Origin of the sequence: Amycolatopsis sp. cmx-4-83, from assembly GCF_046548815.1 — a bacterium.
Classification (GTDB): Bacteria; Actinomycetota; Actinomycetes; order Mycobacteriales; family Pseudonocardiaceae; genus Amycolatopsis; species Amycolatopsis pretoriensis_A.
In genome coordinates, this window is the sequence record NZ_JAEBEF010000007.1 from 261997 (window position 1) to 279883 (window position 17887).

Here is a 17887-nt window from a genome sequence, read left to right on the forward strand (position 1 = left end):
AGACCCCAGTGCGGCCCTGGCCAGGAACGCCCTACCCGCTCGGCGCCACCTACGACGGAGTCGGGACGAACTTCGCCCTGTTCTCCGAGGTGGCCGAGCGGGTCGAACTGTGCCTGTTCGACGCCGACGGCAACGAGACGCGGCACGCGCTCGAAGAGGTGGACGGCTTCGTCCACCACGGCTACCTGCTCAACGTCGGGCCCGGGCAGCGGTACGGGTTCCGGGTGCACGGCCCGTACGACCCGAAGCGCGGCCTGCGCTGCAACCCGAACAAGCTGCTCATCGACCCCTACGCGAAGGCCGTCTCGCACGGCGTGAAGTGGGACGAATCGCTGTTCGGCTACCAGTTCGACAACCCGGACGAGCGCAACGACGCCGACTCCGCCGGGCGGGTGCCGTACTCGCTGGTCGCGAACCCGTTCTTCGACTGGGGCAACGACCGCCAGCCGAAGCGGCCGTACAACGAGACCGTCATCTACGAAGCCCATGTCAAGGGCATGACCGTGAATCACCCGTTCGTGCCCGAGGCGCTGCGGGGCACGTACGCGGGTCTCGCGCACCCCGCGGTCGTGGAGCACCTGCAGAAGCTCGGTGTCACCGCCGTGGAACTGCTGCCGGTGCACCAGTTCGTCTCCGACCACGGGCTGGAGGAGAAGGGCCTCACGAACTACTGGGGCTACAACACGATCGGGTTCTTCGCGCCGCACGGCTCGTACGCGGCGATGCCCGGCGAGGGCGGGCAGGTCCAGGAGTTCAAGGGCATGGTGAAGGCCTTCCACGAGGCCGGCATCGAAGTCATCCTGGACGTGGTTTACAACCACACGGCCGAGGGAAACCACCTCGGGCCGACGCTGTCGATGCGGGGCATCGACAACGAGGCCTACTACCGGCTGGTGGAGGGGGAGCCCGAGTACTACATGGACTACACCGGCACCGGGAACTCCCTCAACGTCCGCAACCCGCACACCCTGCAGCTGATCATGGATTCGCTGCGCTACTGGGTGACCGAGATGCACGTCGACGGCTTCCGGTTCGACCTCGCTTCGGCGCTGGCCCGCGAGTTCTACGACGTCGACCGGCTGTCCACGTTCTTCGACCTGGTGCAGCAGGACCCGATCGTCAGCCAGGTGAAGCTGATCGCCGAGCCGTGGGACGTCGGGCCCGGTGGCTACCAGGTCGGCAACTTCCCGCCGTTGTGGACGGAGTGGAACGGGCAGTTCCGCGACACCGTCCGCGACTTCTGGCGCGGCGAGCCCTCGACGCTGGGGGAGTTCGCCTCGCGCATCACCGGCTCGTCGGACCTCTACCAGGACGACGGCCGCCGCCCGTTCGCGTCGATCAACTTCGTCACCGCGCACGACGGCTTCACGCTGCGGGACCTGGTGTCCTACAACGAGAAGCACAACGAGGCCAACGGCGAGGACGGCCGCGACGGCGCCGACGACAACCGCTCGTGGAACTGCGGCGTCGAGGGCGAGACCGACGACCCCGAGGTGCTCGGGCTGCGCGAGCGGCAGCAGCGGAACATGCTGGCCACGATGCTGCTGTCGCAGGGCGTCCCGATGATCCTGCACGGCGACGAGTTCGGCCGCACCCAGCAGGGCAACAACAACGTCTACTGCCAGGACTCCGCACTGTCCTGGATGGACTGGGAGCTGGCCAAGGACAACGCCGACCTGGTCAGGTTCACCGGCGGGCTGAGCGCGCTCCGGCACCGGCACCCGGTGTTCCGCCGCCGCCGGTTCTTCCAGGGCGGCCCGGTCGGCAAGGGCGACAAGCTCGGCGACATCGCCTGGTTCACCCCGGCCGGCGAGGAGATGACCGAGCAGAACTGGGACGACGGCTTCGGCAAGGCGGTCGTCGTCTTCCTCAACGGCAAGGCGATCCCGGACCTCGACCAGCGCGGCATGAAGGTCGAAGACGACTCGTTCCTGCTGGCCTTCAACGCGCACTACGAAGACATCGACGCCAAGCTGCCGGGCAACGGGTACGGCGAGCACTGGACCGTCGTCGTCGACACCGCGACCGGCGAGGTGGAACCCGCCGGCGCGGAGCCGATCGAAGGCGGCGGCCAGCTCACCCTCCCGGCCCGGTCCCTGATCGTGCTGCAGCGGACGGAGACGGATCCCGAATGACGGTGCCGGAGTCGACCTACCGGGTGCAGCTGCGCCCGGAGTTCACCTTCGCGGACGCGGCCGGCCTCGCCGGCTACCTGCGCGACCTCGGCATCGGCGCGCTCTACGCGTCGCCGGTGCTGGACGCGACGCCCGGGTCGACGCACGGCTACGACGTCGTCGACCCGACGCGCGCGCGGCCCGAGCTGGGCGGCGAGGACGCCCGCCGCGAGCTGAGCGCGAAGCTGAAGGAAGCCGGGCTCGGCCTGGTCGTCGACATCGTGCCCAACCACATGTCGGTCGAGGTCCCGAAGGCGAACCGGTTCTGGTGGGACGTGCTGCGGCACGGCCGCGACTCGCGGTACGCCGCCTTCTTCGACGTCGACTGGGACCGCGGCCCGATCCTGCTGCCGGTGCTGGGCGAGGATGGAGCCGTCGCCGAGCTGTCGGTCGAGGACGGCGAGCTCGCCTACTACGACCACCGCTTCCCGATCGCGCCCGGCACGGAAAGCGGGACGCCGCAAGAGGTCCACGAGCGCCAGCACTACCGCCTGATCGGCTGGCGCCGTGGCAACGCGGAGCTGAACTACCGCCGGTTCTTCGACATCACGAACCTGGCCGCGGTCCGCGTCGAGGACCCGACGGTGTTCGCCGAGACGCACGGCGAGGTGCTGCGCTGGGTCGCCGACGGCGACGTCACCGGCCTGCGCGTCGACCACCCGGACGGCCTCGCCGACCCCGGCGGCTACTTCCGGCGGCTGCGGGAGAACGCCCCGGGCGCGTGGATCGTCGCGGAGAAGATCCTGCACCCGGGCGAGCCGCTGCCGCAGACCTGGCCGGTCGACGGCACCACCGGCTACGACGCCCTGCGCGAGATCGCCGGCGTCTTCGTCGGCCCGGCCGCCGAGCCCGCCTACACCGAGCTGGCGAACGAACTGGGCGTGAAGACCGGCTACCACCGCGTCGAAGCCGAGGCCCGGCGCCTGGTCACCGACCGCATCCTGGTCGCCGAGGTCCGGCGGATCGCGGCGCTGCTGCGCGACGTCGACGCCGAGCAGGCCCGGCAGGCGGTCGCCGAGACCATGATCGCCTTCCCGGTCTACCGCTCCTACCTGCCCGAAGGCGCGGCGCACTGGGCGGCCGCGATCGCCGGGGCGCGCCAGGCCCGGCCCGACCTCGCCGGCGCGCTCGAAGCCCTCGACGCGCAGGTCCGCGCCGAGCCGGACGGCGAGCTGGCCACCCGGATCCAGCAGACGTCCGGCATGGTCGTGGCCAAGGGCACCGAGGACACGACGTTCTACCGCTACACCCGCTTCGCCGCGCTCAACGAGGTCGGCGGCAACCCGGACCGCTTCGGGCTCGACGTCGAGGAGTTCCACCGGCTCGCCGCCGAGCGCGAAGCCGGGTACCCGGCCGCGATGACGACGCTGACCACGCACGACACCAAGCGGTCCGAGGACACCCGCGCCCGGATGGCGGTGCTCGCCGAAGTGCCGGGCGAGTTCGCCGACGCGGTCCGGCGGTGGACCGCGAGCCACGGGATCGACGAGCCGTCGCTCAACCTGCTCGCCTGGCAGACGCTCGTCGCGACCTGGCCGATCGAGCCCGCCCGGCTGCGGGACTACCTCGACAAGGCGGCCAAGGAAGCCAAGCTCCGGACCAGCTGGACCGACCACGACGAGGCCTTCGAAGAAGCCGTCGCCGCCTGGCCCGACGCCGTCGTCGACGACCCCGACGTGGCCGCGTTCGTCGCGCGGATCGAACGGCCGGGCTGGAGCAACTCGCTCGGCCAGAAGCTCGTCCAGCTGACCGCGCCCGGCGTCCCGGACGTCTACCAGGGCACCGAGCTGTGGGACTTCTCGCTGGTCGACCCGGACAACCGCCGTCCGGTCGACTACGCGGTCCGCCGTGAGCTCCTCGCGCGGATCGCCGACGGCGAGCTGCCGGAGATCGACGCGTCCGGCGCGGCGAAGCTGCTGGTCGTGCACAAGGCGCTGAAGCTGCGCCAGGAGCACCCCGCGTTGTTCCGCGGCTACCGGCCGCTGCGCGCCGAGGGCGTCGCGGCGGAGCACTGCCTGGCCTACACCCGCAGCGCGGACCTGGCCGTCGCGGTCACCCGGCTGCCGGTCGGCCTCGAAGCCGCCGGTGGCTGGCGCGACACCGTGCTCCCGCTGCCGGACGGCGTCTGGACCGACGTCCTCACCGGCCGCGACGCCACGCCGGACGTGGCCACCCTGTTCGACCGCTACCCCGTCGCGTTGCTGGTGCGAGGAGACGCATGAGGTTCAGTGTCTGGGCCCCGTCCGCCGAGCGGGCCCGGGTGTCCGTCGACGCCGAGGTGCACGAGATGACCGCGGGCGAGGGCGGCTGGTGGCACGCCGACGCCGACGGGATCAACTACGCCTTCCTGCTCGACGACGACGAGAAGCCGCTGCCGGATCCGCGGTCGCGGTGGCAGCCCCACGGCGTCCACCACGAGTCGCGCGTCTACGACCACGGCGAGTTCGACTGGACCGACGACGCCTGGCACGGCCGTCAGCTCCCGGGCGCCGTCGTCTACGAACTGCACCTCGGCACGTTCACCGAAGGCGGCACCTTCGACGCCGCGATCGACCGGCTCGACCACCTCGTCGACCTCGGGATCACGCACGTCGAGCTGCTGCCGGTGAACTCCTTCGACGGCACCGCGGGCTGGGGCTACGACGGCGTCCTGTGGGGCGCGGTCCACGAGCCCTACGGCGGCCCGGACGGGCTCAAGCGGTTCGTCGACGCCGCCCACGCGCGCGGCCTGGCGGTCGTGCTCGACGTCGTCTACAACCACCTCGGGCCGTCCGGCGCCTACCTCGACCGGTTCGGCCCGTACTTCGCCGGCCAGAACGAGTGGGGGCCCGGCCTCAACCTCGACGGCGCAGGCTCCGACGAAGTCCGGCGGTACGTGCTCGACAACGCGCTGAGCTGGTTCCGGGACTTCCACATCGACGCGCTGCGCCTGGACGCCGTCCACGCGCTGCTCGACCGGCGGGCCGTCCACCTGCTCGAACAGCTCGCCACCGAGGTCGACGCGCTGTCGGCGGCGCTGAACCGGCCGCTGACCCTGATCGCCGAGTCCGACCTCAACGACCCGAAGCTCGTCACGCCCCGCGAACGCGGCGGGTACGGCCTGCACGCCCAGTGGTCGGACGACTTCCACCACGCCCTGCACGTCAAGCTGACCGGCGAGACGAGCGGGTACTACACCGACTTCGCCGCGCCGGACGCGCTCGAGCGGGTGCTGCGCGAGGTGTTCTTCCACGCGGGCACCTGGTCGTCCTTCCGGGAGCGGACCCACGGCCGACCGGTCGACACGCGGACCGTGCCCGGCCACCGCTTCTTCGGCTACCTGCAGAACCACGACCAGATCGGCAACCGCGCGACCGGTGACCGGCTCTCGGCGACGGTCTCGCCGGGCCGGCTCGGCTGCGGCGCGGCGCTCCTGTTCTGCTCGCCGTTCACGCCGATGGTGTTCATGGGGGAGGAGTGGGCGGCGAGCACGCCGTGGCAGTTCTTCGCCTCCTTCCCGGACCCCGAGCTGGCCGAAGCCGTCCGCACGGGCCGCCGTCGCGAGTTCTCGCGGCACGGCTGGGGCGAGTCCGACGTGCCCGACCCGATGGACGCGGCCACCGTGGACCGGTCGCGGCTCGACTGGGCCGAAGTGGAGCGTCCCGGGCACCGCGAGGTGCTGGAGCTGTACCGCTCGCTGATCAAGCTGCGCCGCGAGCACCCCGCGCTGGCCGACCCCGGCGTCGCGGACGTGCGCATCGACAGCGCCCCGGACGGGTCCTGGCTGGTGCTGCACCGCGGCACGCTGCGGCTGGCGGTCAACTTCGGTCCCGGCCAGGTCACGCTCCCGCTCGGGGCCACGTCGGCCCTGCTCGCCTGGGGCGGGGCCGAAGCCGGCGGCGGGGCCGCCCAGCTGCCACCGGACGGTTTCGTTCTGGTCGAAACCCGATAACCGGACCGCACATCGCGCGCGAAGCGGCCGGTATCTGGGACGATTCAGGAATGGCCACACGACCTTCCGCCGACCACGTCCTCGCCGGCCGCCCCTTCCCGCTCGGTGCCCACCCCGAGGCCGGCGGTGTGCGGTTCGCGATCACGTCCGCCGTCGCGGACGCCGTCGAGCTGTGCCTGATCGACGCCGACGGATCGGAACGCCGGATCGCGCTCACCGAACGCACCTTCGGCGTCTGGCACGGCCTGGTGCCCGGGGTGACGCCGGGGCAGCGCTACGGCTACCGGATCCACGGCCCGTACGACCCCGCCCGCGGCCTGCGGTGCAACCCGCACAAGCTGCTGGTCGACCCGTACGCCCGGCAGATCACCGGCGGGCTGACCGACCTGGCCGCGGCCCAGGGCTTCACCGGCGACCCCGAGCGCGGCCCGATGTCCACTGTGGACTCCCTGGGCGGCGTGCCGCTGTCGGTCGTGTCCTCACCGGGCGGGCCGGACACCGGGACCAAGCCGGAGGTGCCGTTCGAAGAGGCGGTCGTCTACGAGCTGCACGTCAAGGGGTTCACCCAGCAGCACCCGTTCATCCCGGAGGCGCTGCGCGGCACCTACCTCGGCCTGGCCCACCCGGTCGCGATCGAGTACCTGACCCGGCTCGGCGTCACGTCGGTGGAGCTGCTGCCGGTGCACTCGTTCCTCGACGAGCCGTCGCTGGTCCGCGCCGGGCGGCACAACTACTGGGGCTACTCGCCGCTCGGCTTCTTCGCGCCGCACGCCGCCTACGCCAGCGAGCCCGGCCACGAGGTCGAGGAGTTCCGGCTGATGGTGGCCGCCCTGCACGCGGCGGGCATCGAAGTGATCCTCGACGTCGTGTTCAACCACACCTGCGAGGGCGGCCCGGACGGGCCGACGCTGAGCTTCCGCGGGCTGAACGCGCCGGTCTACTACCTGCACACCGACCGCGGGCACATGGCCGACATCACCGGCTGCGGCAACACCCTGGAGGCGGGCTCACCGACCGTCGTGCGGCTGGTGACCGACTCGCTGCGGTACTGGACGCAGGAGATGGGCGTCGACGGCTTCCGGTTCGACCTCGCCAGCACGCTCGGGCGGCCCCGCGGCGGCGCGTTCGACCCGGCGTCGACGCTGCTCACGGCGATCACCACCGACCCGGTGCTGTCCCGCTGCAAGCTGATCGCCGAGCCATGGGACGCCACCGGCGAGGGCTACCGCGTCGGCGGCTTCGGCGCCCAGTGGGCGGAGTGGAACGGCCGCTACCGCGACACCGTCCGCGACTTCTGGCGCGGCGCGACCGGCGTGCGCGACCTCGCCTACCGGCTGTCCGGTTCGTCGGACCTCTACGACCACAACCTGCGCCGGCCGTGGCAGTCGATCAACTTCGTCACCGCGCACGACGGCTTCACGCTGCGGGACCTGGTGTCCTACAACGAAAAGCACAACGAGGCCAACGGCGAGGACAACCGCGACGGCACCAACGACAACCGCTCGTGGAACCACGGCGCCGAGGGGGAGACCGCCGACCCGGCGATCCGCGCGCTGCGCACCCGGCAGGCCCGGAACATGTTCGCCACGCTGCTGCTGTCCACCGGTACGCCGATGCTCACCATGGGCGACGAGTTCTGGCGGACCCAGCACGGCAACAACAACGCGTACTGCCTCGACGGCGAAACGTCCTGGCTGGACTGGACGCCGGCGGACCCCGAGGCCGAGGCCATGCTCGCGTTCGCCCGCCGGGTGGTGCGGCTGCGCGCGAACAGCCCGGCGCTGCGGCAGCCGGAGTTCTTCGAAGGCCGGACCACCCCGACCGGCAAGCCCGACCTGGTCTGGTTCCGCCCGGACGGCGAGGAGCTCGGCGAGACCGACTGGTTCGAGGAGCGCCACACGCTCGGCATGTGGATCGACGGCTCGAACAGCCAGGCCCGCAACCGCGACGGCGCGCTGGTGCCCGACCACTCGTGGCTGCTGTGGCTGCACGCGGGCGACGCGCCGGCGGAGGTGGTGCTGCCGGGGCGCGAGTACGGCGAGACGTTCAAGCCGACGCTCGACACGAGCACCGCGGACGGCAGCCCGGCCAACCCGGGCGTGCTGGAGGCCAAGAGCCGGGTGCCCCTGCAGTCGCGGTCGCTGCTGTTGCTGCGGGCCCCGCGGCTGGCGGCCGACCCGCAGCCGGAGCCCTACTGACCGGTACCGGGGCGGGGTGTCGTCCATTCGGGTACGGGTCTCCGGCGGCGCGGGCCGCCGGCCGGGTCCGGCGCGCGCTTAACCTGACGGACACCTGCCGGAAATTCGTTGCGGCGAAAGCGTTTCGGTCGCGCCCAGGTGGGTAAAGAAGAAAGGAGCCCTGACTCGATCGTGCTTGATCGAGTCAGGCAGACTGACGACGCCTGCGCTTCCAACCGACACACCGAGGGGCGTTGCCCATGACCGGCCGGCTCGGCATCGACGACGTCTCCCCCAGCGTGAGCTGCGGCCGGTATCCGGCCAAAGCCGTTGTGGGGGAACACATCCCGGTCACCGCGACCGTCTGGCGGGAAGGCCACGACGCCGTCGCCGCCACCGTCGCGTGGCGCGGTCCCGGCGACCGCCTGACGCGCCAGACGCGGATGGTGCCGCGGGGACCCGACCACCCCGACGAGTTCGCCGCCGTGATCGTCCCCGACGTCACCGGTGCGTGGACCTTCCGGATCGACGCCTGGAGCGATCCCTGGGCGACGTGGGAGCACGCCGTCGAGGTGAAGGTCGCCGCCGGGCAGGGGCCCGAGGACCTCGCCAACGACATCGAAAACGGCGCCCGGCTGCTGGAGCGCGTCTCCCGCCGTCCCGACCGCCGCGCGGAGAAGGGGCTGCTGACCGGCGCGGTGACCGCGCTGCGCGACGAAGAGCGCTCCCTCGCCGAGCGCGTCGGGCCCGCGCTGTCGCCCGAAATCCGCCAGCTCATGCGCGAGTTCCCGGTGCGCGAACTGATCACCAAGGGCAAGCCGTTCAAGGTCTGGGTCGACCGGCGCCGCGCCGCGTACGGCTCCTGGTACGAGCTCTTCCCACGCTCCACCGGCGGGGTCGACGCCGAGGGCAAGGCGGTGCACGGCACCTTCACCACCGCCGCGGCCGCGCTCGACCGCGTCGCGAAGATGGGCTTCGACGTCGTCTACCTGCCGCCGATCCACCCGATCGGCCGGGTGAACCGCAAGGGCCCCAACAACACCCTCGACGCCAAGCCCGAAGACGTCGGCTCGCCGTGGGCCATCGGCGCCGACGAGGGCGGGCACGACTCGATCCACCCGGACCTCGGCACCTTCGAGGACTTCGACGCCTTCGTCGCCCGCTCCGAGGAGCTGGGCATGGAGGTCGCGCTCGACTTCGCGCTGCAGGCCGCGCCCGACCACCCGTGGGTCCTGAAGAACCCGGAGTTCTTCACCACCCGCCCGGACGGCTCGATCGCCTACGCGGAGAACCCGCCGAAGAAGTACCAGGACATCTACCCGATCAACTTCGACAACGACCCCAAGGCCGTCTACGAAGAGATGCTCCGGGTGATCACGGTCTGGATCGACCACGGGGTCAAGATCTTCCGGGTCGACAACCCGCACACCAAGCCGCCGGACTTCTGGGCCTGGCTGATCCAGTCGGTGAAGGACGCCCACCCGGACGTGCTGTTCCTGGCCGAGGCGTTCACCCGCCCGGCGCGGCTGTGGGGCCTGGCCCGGCTCGGCTTCACCCAGAGCTACACGTACTTCACCTGGCGGACCGGCAAGCAGGAACTGATCGACTTCGCCGTCGACCTGCGCGACCACTGGACCGAAGGCCGGCCGAACCTGTTCGTCAACACCCCGGACATCCTCCACGAATCGCTGCAGCGCGGCGGTCCCGGCATGTTCGCGCTGCGGGCCGCGCTCGCCGCGACGATCTCGCCGACGTGGGGCGTCTACTCCGGCTACGAGCTGTTCGAGCACGTCCCGGTCCGCGACGGGAGCGAGGAGTACCTCGACTCCGAGAAGTACCAGCTGCGCCCGCGCGACTTCGAGCGCGCGCTCGCCGAAGGGCGCTCGCTGGAGCCGTGGATCGCGAAGCTGAACGCCGTCCGCCGCGCGCACCCGGCGCTGCAGCAGATGCGCACCCTGCACTTCCACCACGTCGACAACGACGCGCTGCTGGCCTACTCCAAACAGGACCCGGCCACCGGCGACACCGTCGTCACGGTCGTGACGCTCGACCCGTACGGGCCCCAGGAGGGCACGCTCTGGCTCGACACCGGGGCGCTCGGGTTCGAGGCGCACGAGCGGCTGATCGCGCACGACGAGGTCACCGGTGACACCTGGGACTGGGGACCGGCGAACTTCGTCCGGCTCGAACCGTGGCGGGCCGTGGCCCACGTGGTCTCGGTCCGGCGGCGGCTGGCCGGTTAGCAGGGAAGGAACGGATCGAGGGACTGAGGTGGAACCCATGGCGGAAGAGGCCCGCCCCGACGCGGCACTGGGGCTGGACGGTGTGCCGCACACCGGTGAGGCGATGACCGCCGACGGGATGCTGGTCGAACCCCAGGCCGGGGACTTCCGCTCGGCGCAGCAGGCGCCGAGCAACCCGGAGTGGTTCAAGGGCGCGGTTTTCTACGAAGTGCTGGTGCGCGCGTTCGCCGACTCCAACGGCGACGGCACCGGCGACCTGCGCGGCCTGGCCGGCCGCCTGGACTACCTGGCGTGGCTCGGCATCGACTGCCTGTGGCTGCCGCCGTTCTACGCGTCGCCGTTGCGCGACGGCGGCTACGACATCAGCGACTTCCGGGCGGTGCTGCCGGAGTTCGGCAGCGTCGAGGACTTCGTCTTCCTGCTGAACGAGGCGCACCGGCGCGGCATCCGGGTGATCACCGACCTGGTGCTCAACCACACGTCGGACGCGCACCCGTGGTTCCAGCAGTCGCGCAACGAACCCGACGGCCCGTACGGCGACTACTACGTGTGGAGCGACGACGACTCCCGCTACGCCGACGCGCGGATCATCTTCGTCGACACCGAGACGTCGAACTGGACCTACGACCCGGTGCGCGGCCAGTTCTACTGGCACCGGTTCTTCTCCCACCAGCCGGACCTCAACTTCGAGAACCCCGACGTCCAGAACGCCATGATCGACACCCTGCGGTTCTGGCTCGACCTGGGCATCGACGGGTTCCGCCTCGACGCCGTGCCGTACCTGTTCGAGCAGGAGGGCACCAACTGCGAGAACCTGCCGCGCACGCACGAGTTCCTCAAGCGCTGCCGCAAGGTCGTCGACGACGAGTACCCCGGGCGCATCCTCCTCGCGGAGGCCAACCAGTGGCCCTCGGACGTCGTCGAGTACTTCGGCGACCCGGCGGTCGGCGGCGACGAGTGCCACATGGCGTTCCACTTCCCGCTGATGCCGCGGATCTTCATGGCGGTGCGGCGCGAGTCGCGGTTCCCGATCTCGGAGATCCTCACCCAGACCCCGACCATCCCCAGCGGGTCCCAGTGGGGCATCTTCCTGCGCAACCACGACGAGTTGACCCTCGAGATGGTCACCGACGAAGAGCGCGACTACATGTACGCGGAGTACGCCAAGGACCCGCGAATGAAGGCCAACATCGGCATCCGCCGTCGCCTGGCCCCGCTGCTGGACAACGACCGCAACCAGCAGGAGCTCTTCACCGCGATGCTGCTGTCCCTGCCGGGCTCGCCCGTTCTGTACTACGGTGACGAGATCGGCATGGGAGACAACATCTGGCTCGGCGACCGCGACGCGGTGCGCACCCCCATGCAGTGGACCCCGGACCGCAACGCCGGGTTCTCCTCCTGCGACCCGGGCCGCATCTACCTGCCGGTGATCATGGACCCGGTGTACGGCTACCAGGGCCTGAACGTCGAGGCGCAGTCGAACAACGCGTCCTCGCTGCTCAACTGGACCCGGCGGATGATCGAGGTGCGCAAGGAGCACCACGCGTTCGCCGAAGGCGAGTTCATCGACCTCGGCGGGTCCAACCCGAGCGTGCTGGCCTACAAGCGCCAGTGGCGGCGCCCGGACGGCGGCGAAGACGTCGTGCTCTGCGTGAACAACCTCTCCCGGTTCCCGCAGCCGGTGGAGCTGGACCTGTCCGCGCACCGCGGGTGCACGCCGGTGGAGCTCACCGGCGGCGTGCGGTTCCCCAGCATCGGGGACCTGTCGTACCTGCTGACCCTGCCGGGGCACGGCTTCTACTGGTTCCAGCTGACGGTCCCGGGAGACGAAGGCGAAACGAGGTGAGTCCCTTGTCCGACCCGCGTGAGCTGGTCGACGAACTGACCGGCGACCTGAAGCGCTGGCTGCCCGAGCAGCGCTGGTTCGCCGGCAAGGACCGGCCGGTGACCGGCGTCCGGGTGCTCGGCGTGACCGAGCTGGTCGAAGGCGACCCGCAGCTGCTGCACGTGGTCGTCGAGGTCGAACAGGACGATCGGCGCGAGCCCTACCAGCTGCTGGTGGGCCGGCGGACGCACCCGCCGGAGATCTCGTCGGGCAGCTGGATCGGGGCCGTCGGCGACCTGAACGCCTACGAGGCGTCCGGTGACCTCGACGTCACCGGCGTGCTGCTGGACCTGATGGCCCGCGAGGACACCGTGGGGTCGCTGGTCTTCGAGCACGAGCCGGACGCGGAGCTGGAGACCGGCCTGCGGGCGCGGCCGATCTCCTCGGAGCAGAGCAACACCTCCCTGGTCTACGGCGGGCAGTACATCCTCAAGCTGTTCCGCAAGCTGACCCCGGGCAAGAACAAGGACCTGCTGCTGCACCGCGCGCTGCAGGGCGTGGGCAGCAGGCACATCGCGCCGGTGCTCGGCTCGATCACCGGTGACCTCGGCGGCGAGCCGACCACGGTCGGCATGCTCCAGCACTTCGTCGCCGACGCCGTCGACGGCTGGGCGATGGCCACCACCAGCGTCCGCGACCTGATGGCCGCGCCGGAGCTGCACGCCGAGGAGGTCGGCGGTGACTTCGCCGGCGAGGCCGAGCGGCTCGGGCGCGCGGTCGCCGAGGTGCACGCCGACCTGGCCGAAGCGCTCGGCACGGAGAGCGTCGACGCCGGCGAGCTGGAACGCACGACGAAGGCGATGGCCGCCCGGCTGGACACGATCGCCGGGCGGGTCCCGGAGCTGGCCGCGCACGCCCCGGCGCTGCGGGCGGCGTTCGAAAAGCTGGAGGCGCTGCCCCCGGGCTCGGTGACCATGCAGTACATCCACGGCGACCTGCACCTGGGCCAGGTGCTGCGGACCGTCGGCGGCTGGCTGCTGATCGACTTCGAGGGCGAGCCCGCGGCGCCGGTGGAGGAACGCCACGCGCTGCGCTCGCCGTTGCGCGACGTGGCGGGCATGCTGAGGTCGTTCGACTACGCGGCCCAGCAGCTGCTGGTCGGGCAGCCCGACGAGCCGGCGCTGGTCGAGCGGGCCTTGGAGTGGTCGCAGCGCAACCGGGCGGCGTTCTGCGAGGGCTACGCCGCGGTCGCGCCGGACCCGCGTGAACAGGGCGAGCTGCTGCGCGCCTTCGAATTGGACAAGGCGGTCTACGAAGTGGGTTACGAGCACGCGAACCGGCCCGACTGGCTCGGCGTGCCGCTCGCTTCGATCGCCCGGATCACGAGCGGAGAGGGGATGACACCGTGAACGCCGTTCCGGAAGGCCTCCCGGCCGCGGCCCCGCCGGCTGCCGACATCGACCGGCTGCTGGCCGGTTCCCACCACGACCCGCACGCCGTCCTCGGCGTGCACCCGGCGGGCAAAGGGTTCGTCGCGCGATCGTTGCTGCCCGGCGCCAAGGCCGTCACGCTGCACGCGGGCGGGCACCGGTACCCGATGGAGCCGGTGATCGACGCGCTCTTCGCCGTCGCCGTCCCGGAGCACCCCGGCGACTACCGGCTGGAAGTCGAGTACGACGGGCACACCACGACCGCCGACGACCCGTACCGCTGGCTGCCGACGGTGGGGGAGCTGGATCTCCACCTGATCGGCGAAGGCCGGCACGAACGGCTGTGGGAGGCGCTCGGCGCGCACGTCCGGTCGTACGAGACGCCGAACGGCGTCGTCGAGGGCACTTCGTTCGCGGTGTGGGCGCCGAACGCGCGCGGCATCCGCGTGATCGGCGACTTCAACGGCTGGGACGGGCGCGGGCACCCGATGCGCTCGCTCGGCTCGTCCGGCATCTGGGAGCTGTTCGTACCCGGCGTCGGCGTGGGCACCTGCTACAAGTTCCGGATCCTCGGCGCCGACGGCAACTGGCAGGAGAAGGCCGACCCGATGGCGTTCGCCACCGAGCAGCCGCCCGCGACGGCTTCGGTCGTCACCGCGTCGGGGCACCTGTGGGACGACGACGAGTGGGTCGCCCAGCGCGAGGCGACCGAGTGGGCCGCGGCGCCGATGAGCGTCTACGAGGTCCACCTCGGCTCGTGGCGGCCCGGCCTGGACTACCGGGAGCTGGCCGACCAGCTCGGCGACTACCTCGTCGAGACCGGCTTCACGCACGTGGAGCTGCTGCCGGTGTCGGAGCACCCGTTCGGCGGCTCGTGGGGCTACCAGGTGACGTCGTACTACGCGCCGACGTCCCGCTTCGGCTCGCCCGACGACTTCCGCTACTTCGTCGACCGCCTGCACCAGCGCGGGATCGGCGTCCTGGTGGACTGGGTGCCCGCGCACTTCCCGAAGGACAGCTGGGCGCTGGCGAAGTTCGACGGCACCGCGCTGTACGAGCACGCGGACCCGCGCCGCGGCGAGCAGCCCGACTGGGGCACGCTCGTGTTCGACTTCGGCCGCAACGAGGTCCGCAACTTCCTCGTCGCCAACGCGCTGTACTGGATCGAGGAGTTCCACCTCGACGGCCTGCGCGTGGACGCGGTGGCGTCGATGCTCTACCTCGACTACTCCCGCAACGAAGGGGAGTGGCTGCCGAACCAGTACGGCGGCCGGGAAAACCTGGACGCGGTGAAGTTCCTGCAGGAGCTGAACGCGACCGTCTACAAGCGACACCCGGGCATCGTGATGGTGGCCGAGGAGTCGACGGCGTGGCCGGGCGTCACGCGCCCGACGCACCTGGGCGGTCTGGGGTTCGGCTTCAAGTGGAACATGGGCTGGATGCACGACACGCTCCGGTACCTGTCGCACGAGCCGATCCACCGGGCGTACCACCACAACGAGATGACGTTCTCGCTCGTGTACGCGTGGAGCGAGAACTTCGTGCTCCCGCTGTCGCACGACGAAGTGGTGCACGGCAAGGGATCCCTGTGGGGCCGGATGCCGGGCGACGCCTGGAACAAGGCGGCCGGGCTGCGCTCGCTGCTGGCGTTCATGTGGGCGCACCCGGGCAAGCAGCTGCTGTTCATGGGTGGCGAGTTCGGGCAGCCTTCGGAGTGGTCGGAGCAGCGGTCGCTGGACTGGCACCTGCTGGAGGAGCCGCTGCACCGCGGCGTCCAGGACCTGCTGCGGTCGCTGAACTCGGTGTACCGCTCGACCCCGGCGCTGTTCAGCCAGGACACCTCCCCCGACGGCTTCCGCTGGATCGACGCGAACGACTCGAGCGGCAACGTGCTGAGCTTCCTGCGCATCGGCACCGACGGCTCGCGGCTGGCGTGCGTGGCGAACTTCGCGGGCGTCCCGCACCACGACTACCGGGTCGGCCTCCCGGCCGCCGGGCGCTGGCGCGAGGTCGTCAACACCGACGCGGAAGCGTACGGCGGCTCCGGGGTCGGGAACCTCGGGGTCGTGGAGGCGACCGACGAGCCGTGGCACGGGCAGCCGGCCTCGGCGGTGCTCCAGCTCCCGCCGGCGGGCGTCCTGTGGCTGCTCGAAGAGCAGGCTCCCGAACTCGCGTAACGCCGTCGGGACGGCACTTTCATAGGGAAAGTGCCGTCCCGGCGTTACCATCGGGGGCATGGACGACTCCGGCGTCGTCGTCAACCTGATCCTCTTCGCCGTGGTCTGCATCGCCCCCACGGTGCTTTTCTGGTGCGCGCTGCGCGTTCCCCGCTTGATCCACCGGATCCGCTCGCGGCGGGTCGCGCCCGCGCCGGCCGGCCCCCCGATCGAGCGCGTCGCCGCCGACCTGCGGCGCGTGCACCGGCTGCTCGTCGACTACCCGTCCGGCACGCCCGCCGCCCGGCGGTTCGGCACGCGCCAGGCGTACGACGAGCTGCTGACCCAGGCGTGCCGCCAGGTCGGCGTCCCGCATCGGCTGGCCGAGCTGCCCGAGGGCATGGATCGCGAGATCGAACGGCTGCGCGTCGAGCAGTCGCTGCGGGAGCGCGGGCTGGCCGTGCCCTGAGTTGTACGACCCGTGTACGCGCCTCGGTCACGCTGCCGGCATGCGCTTCCTGATCGGCTTCGTGACGCTGCTGCTGCTCGCCTTGGCGCCGCCGGCGCAGGCCGCCGCGAACTTCCCTCGCCTGGCGTCGGTCGACGGCTTCCGGCTGACCGCCGGCGACACGTTCGCCACGTACGGCTCGCGCGTCACCGCGCTGGACCGGCAGCTGCCGCCGCGCGGGCTCACGGCGTTGCTGGCGGACACCAACCGCAAGGCCCGCCCGCTCTGCCACGGCACGTACCTCGCGGCGGCGCTGAAGCCCGCCGGGTTCTGCTGGGAGGACGCGAACGACGACAAGACCAACGACTGGATCCCGCAGGGTCTCACCGGCTCCGGCGACGCCGACCCGGCGACCGGCACGGTCGGCGGCAAGCGCGTCGTGGCGACGTCGTGGCACACCCCGGGCGACACGATGGTCCGGCTGTCCTTCGTGGACGCGACCGGCCTCGGCTACCGGCACGTCCTGCTGGTGGAACCGACGTCCGACACCGACTTCGCGGTCGTGACCGGCCACGGCCACGGCATTACGTGGTCGGGGAACCTCCTCTACGTGGCGACCACCGGCGGCCTGATCCGCGTCTTCGACACGACGCACTTCTGGAAGGTCGACGCGAGCGCGGGCACAGTCGGCCGCGGCCCGGACGGCAAGTACCACGCGGCGTACTACGACTACGCGATGCCACAGGTCGGCGCGTACTGGTACCCGGGCGGCGGTGCCTGCACGACGGCGACAGGTGCGCGCCCGTGCCTGTCGACGCTTTCCTTCGACCACACGGATTCCACGTTCGTGACGGCGGAACACGCACCCGAGTCGGGCGGCCGCATCCTGCGGTGGCCGTTCGATCGGGCGACCGGCCGGCTGGTGCCTTCGGCCGATGGTCTGGTGCACGCGTCGGAGGGATTTTCGTCGCCGGTGTGGGGCATGCAGGGCGCGGTGTCGCGAGGCGGCTACTTCGTGCTGACGGGAGTGTGCCCGGAGTACGCGGGGGTGGCAGGAGATCACCCCTCGTGCCTGCACGGCGGCGTCGGCGGGGTGTCGACGTCGAGGCTGGCGGGGCAGGCACCGGTGAACAGCCAGAACCTGTCGTACTGGCCGGCGACGGGGGAGCTGTGGCTGCTGAACGAGCAGCTGCGCGAGCGAGTCACGGTCCACGTTCCGTGGACGGTTCGCGCAAGCGCCGGGCGAGCCGCGATGGATCTCGGGGCTCGACCAAGGCTGTGAACGAGGTGCGACCTGACCAAAGACAAGCGAGAGAAGAAAGCCAAGTGGCTGAGAGACGCTGCCGCGGCTCGTTGTCCGGACTGGTGCGTCGGCGGGCATCGGACCGACGACCATCCAGTGGACAGGCGGCACCTGTCGCGGTGGGAGTCCAGCTTCCGTCCCGTGTTGACGGCTCCGGAGATCGTCCGGGACCGCGAGGACGGAACCGGTGGCCACGACAT

General features: G+C 71.2%; 10 protein-coding genes. All 10 read left to right on the plus strand.

Features of this window, described 5'->3' with window-relative positions; genetic code table 11:
* The first annotated feature begins 8 nt into the window (after positions 1-8).
* The gene (glgX, locus tag ACLJQM_RS22835; protein ID WP_410632705.1) at positions 9-2135 is read left to right on the plus strand and encodes a glycogen debranching protein GlgX; all 2127 of its coding nucleotides are present in this window, start codon (positions 9-11) and stop codon (positions 2133-2135) included.
* Positions 2132-4396, plus strand: a complete 2265-nt coding sequence (treY, locus tag ACLJQM_RS22840; protein ID WP_360767113.1) for a malto-oligosyltrehalose synthase — start codon at positions 2132-2134, stop codon at positions 4394-4396. Before glgX (ACLJQM_RS22835) ends, treY begins: the two co-directional genes overlap by 4 nt.
* A complete protein-coding gene (treZ, locus tag ACLJQM_RS22845; protein ID WP_410632706.1) occupies positions 4393-6105 on the plus strand; it encodes a malto-oligosyltrehalose trehalohydrolase in 1713 nt (570 codons plus the stop codon). Before treY ends, treZ begins: the two co-directional genes overlap by 4 nt.
* A gap of 50 nt (positions 6106-6155) precedes the next feature.
* The gene (glgX, locus tag ACLJQM_RS22850; protein WP_360767119.1) at positions 6156-8303 is read left to right on the plus strand and encodes a glycogen debranching protein GlgX; all 2148 of its coding nucleotides are present in this window, start codon (positions 6156-6158) and stop codon (positions 8301-8303) included.
* Between the two features lie 239 nt (positions 8304-8542).
* Positions 8543-10525 carry a maltotransferase domain-containing protein gene (locus ACLJQM_RS22855; RefSeq protein ID WP_247011825.1) on the plus strand — a complete coding sequence of 661 codons (1983 nt, stop codon included), beginning with the start codon at positions 8543-8545 and terminating at the stop codon, positions 10523-10525.
* Between the two features lie 37 nt (positions 10526-10562).
* Positions 10563-12371, plus strand: a complete 1809-nt coding sequence (gene treS / locus ACLJQM_RS22860) for a maltose alpha-D-glucosyltransferase (RefSeq protein WP_360767121.1) — start codon at positions 10563-10565, stop codon at positions 12369-12371.
* 5 nt (positions 12372-12376) lie between these two features.
* Positions 12377-13759, plus strand: a complete 1383-nt coding sequence (locus tag ACLJQM_RS22865; protein ID WP_410632707.1) for a maltokinase N-terminal cap-like domain-containing protein — start codon at positions 12377-12379, stop codon at positions 13757-13759.
* Positions 13756-15957: a 1,4-alpha-glucan branching protein GlgB gene (gene glgB / locus ACLJQM_RS22870; RefSeq protein ID WP_410632708.1), complete on the plus strand. Its 2202-nt coding sequence runs from the start codon at positions 13756-13758 to the stop codon at positions 15955-15957. The genes ACLJQM_RS22865 and glgB overlap by 4 nt, the downstream gene beginning before the upstream one ends.
* A gap of 58 nt (positions 15958-16015) precedes the next feature.
* Positions 16016-16405 carry a hypothetical protein gene (locus ACLJQM_RS22875; protein ID WP_360767130.1) on the plus strand — a complete coding sequence of 130 codons (390 nt, stop codon included), beginning with the start codon at positions 16016-16018 and terminating at the stop codon, positions 16403-16405.
* Between the two features lie 40 nt (positions 16406-16445).
* Positions 16446-17666: a hypothetical protein gene (locus ACLJQM_RS22880; protein ID WP_410632709.1), complete on the plus strand. Its 1221-nt coding sequence runs from the start codon at positions 16446-16448 to the stop codon at positions 17664-17666.
* The last annotated feature ends 221 nt before the right edge of the window (positions 17667-17887 follow it).

Bases quoted from the DNA above. Each gene is read 5' to 3' on its own strand.
- treY (WP_360767113.1), top strand. From the start codon at position 2,132: ATGACGGTGCCGGAGTCGACCTACCGGGTGCAGCTGCGCCCGGAGTTC.
- treZ (WP_410632706.1), top strand. From the start codon at position 4,393: ATGAGGTTCAGTGTCTGGGCCCCGTCCGCCGAGCGGGCCCGGGTGTCC.
- glgX (WP_360767119.1), top strand. From the start codon at position 6,156: ATGGCCACACGACCTTCCGCCGACCACGTCCTCGCCGGCCGCCCCTTC.
- ACLJQM_RS22855 (WP_247011825.1), top strand. From the start codon at position 8,543: ATGACCGGCCGGCTCGGCATCGACGACGTCTCCCCCAGCGTGAGCTGC.
- treS (WP_360767121.1), top strand. From the start codon at position 10,563: ATGGCGGAAGAGGCCCGCCCCGACGCGGCACTGGGGCTGGACGGTGTG.
- ACLJQM_RS22875 (WP_360767130.1), top strand. From the start codon at position 16,016: ATGGACGACTCCGGCGTCGTCGTCAACCTGATCCTCTTCGCCGTGGTC.
- ACLJQM_RS22880 (WP_410632709.1), top strand. From the start codon at position 16,446: ATGCGCTTCCTGATCGGCTTCGTGACGCTGCTGCTGCTCGCCTTGGCG.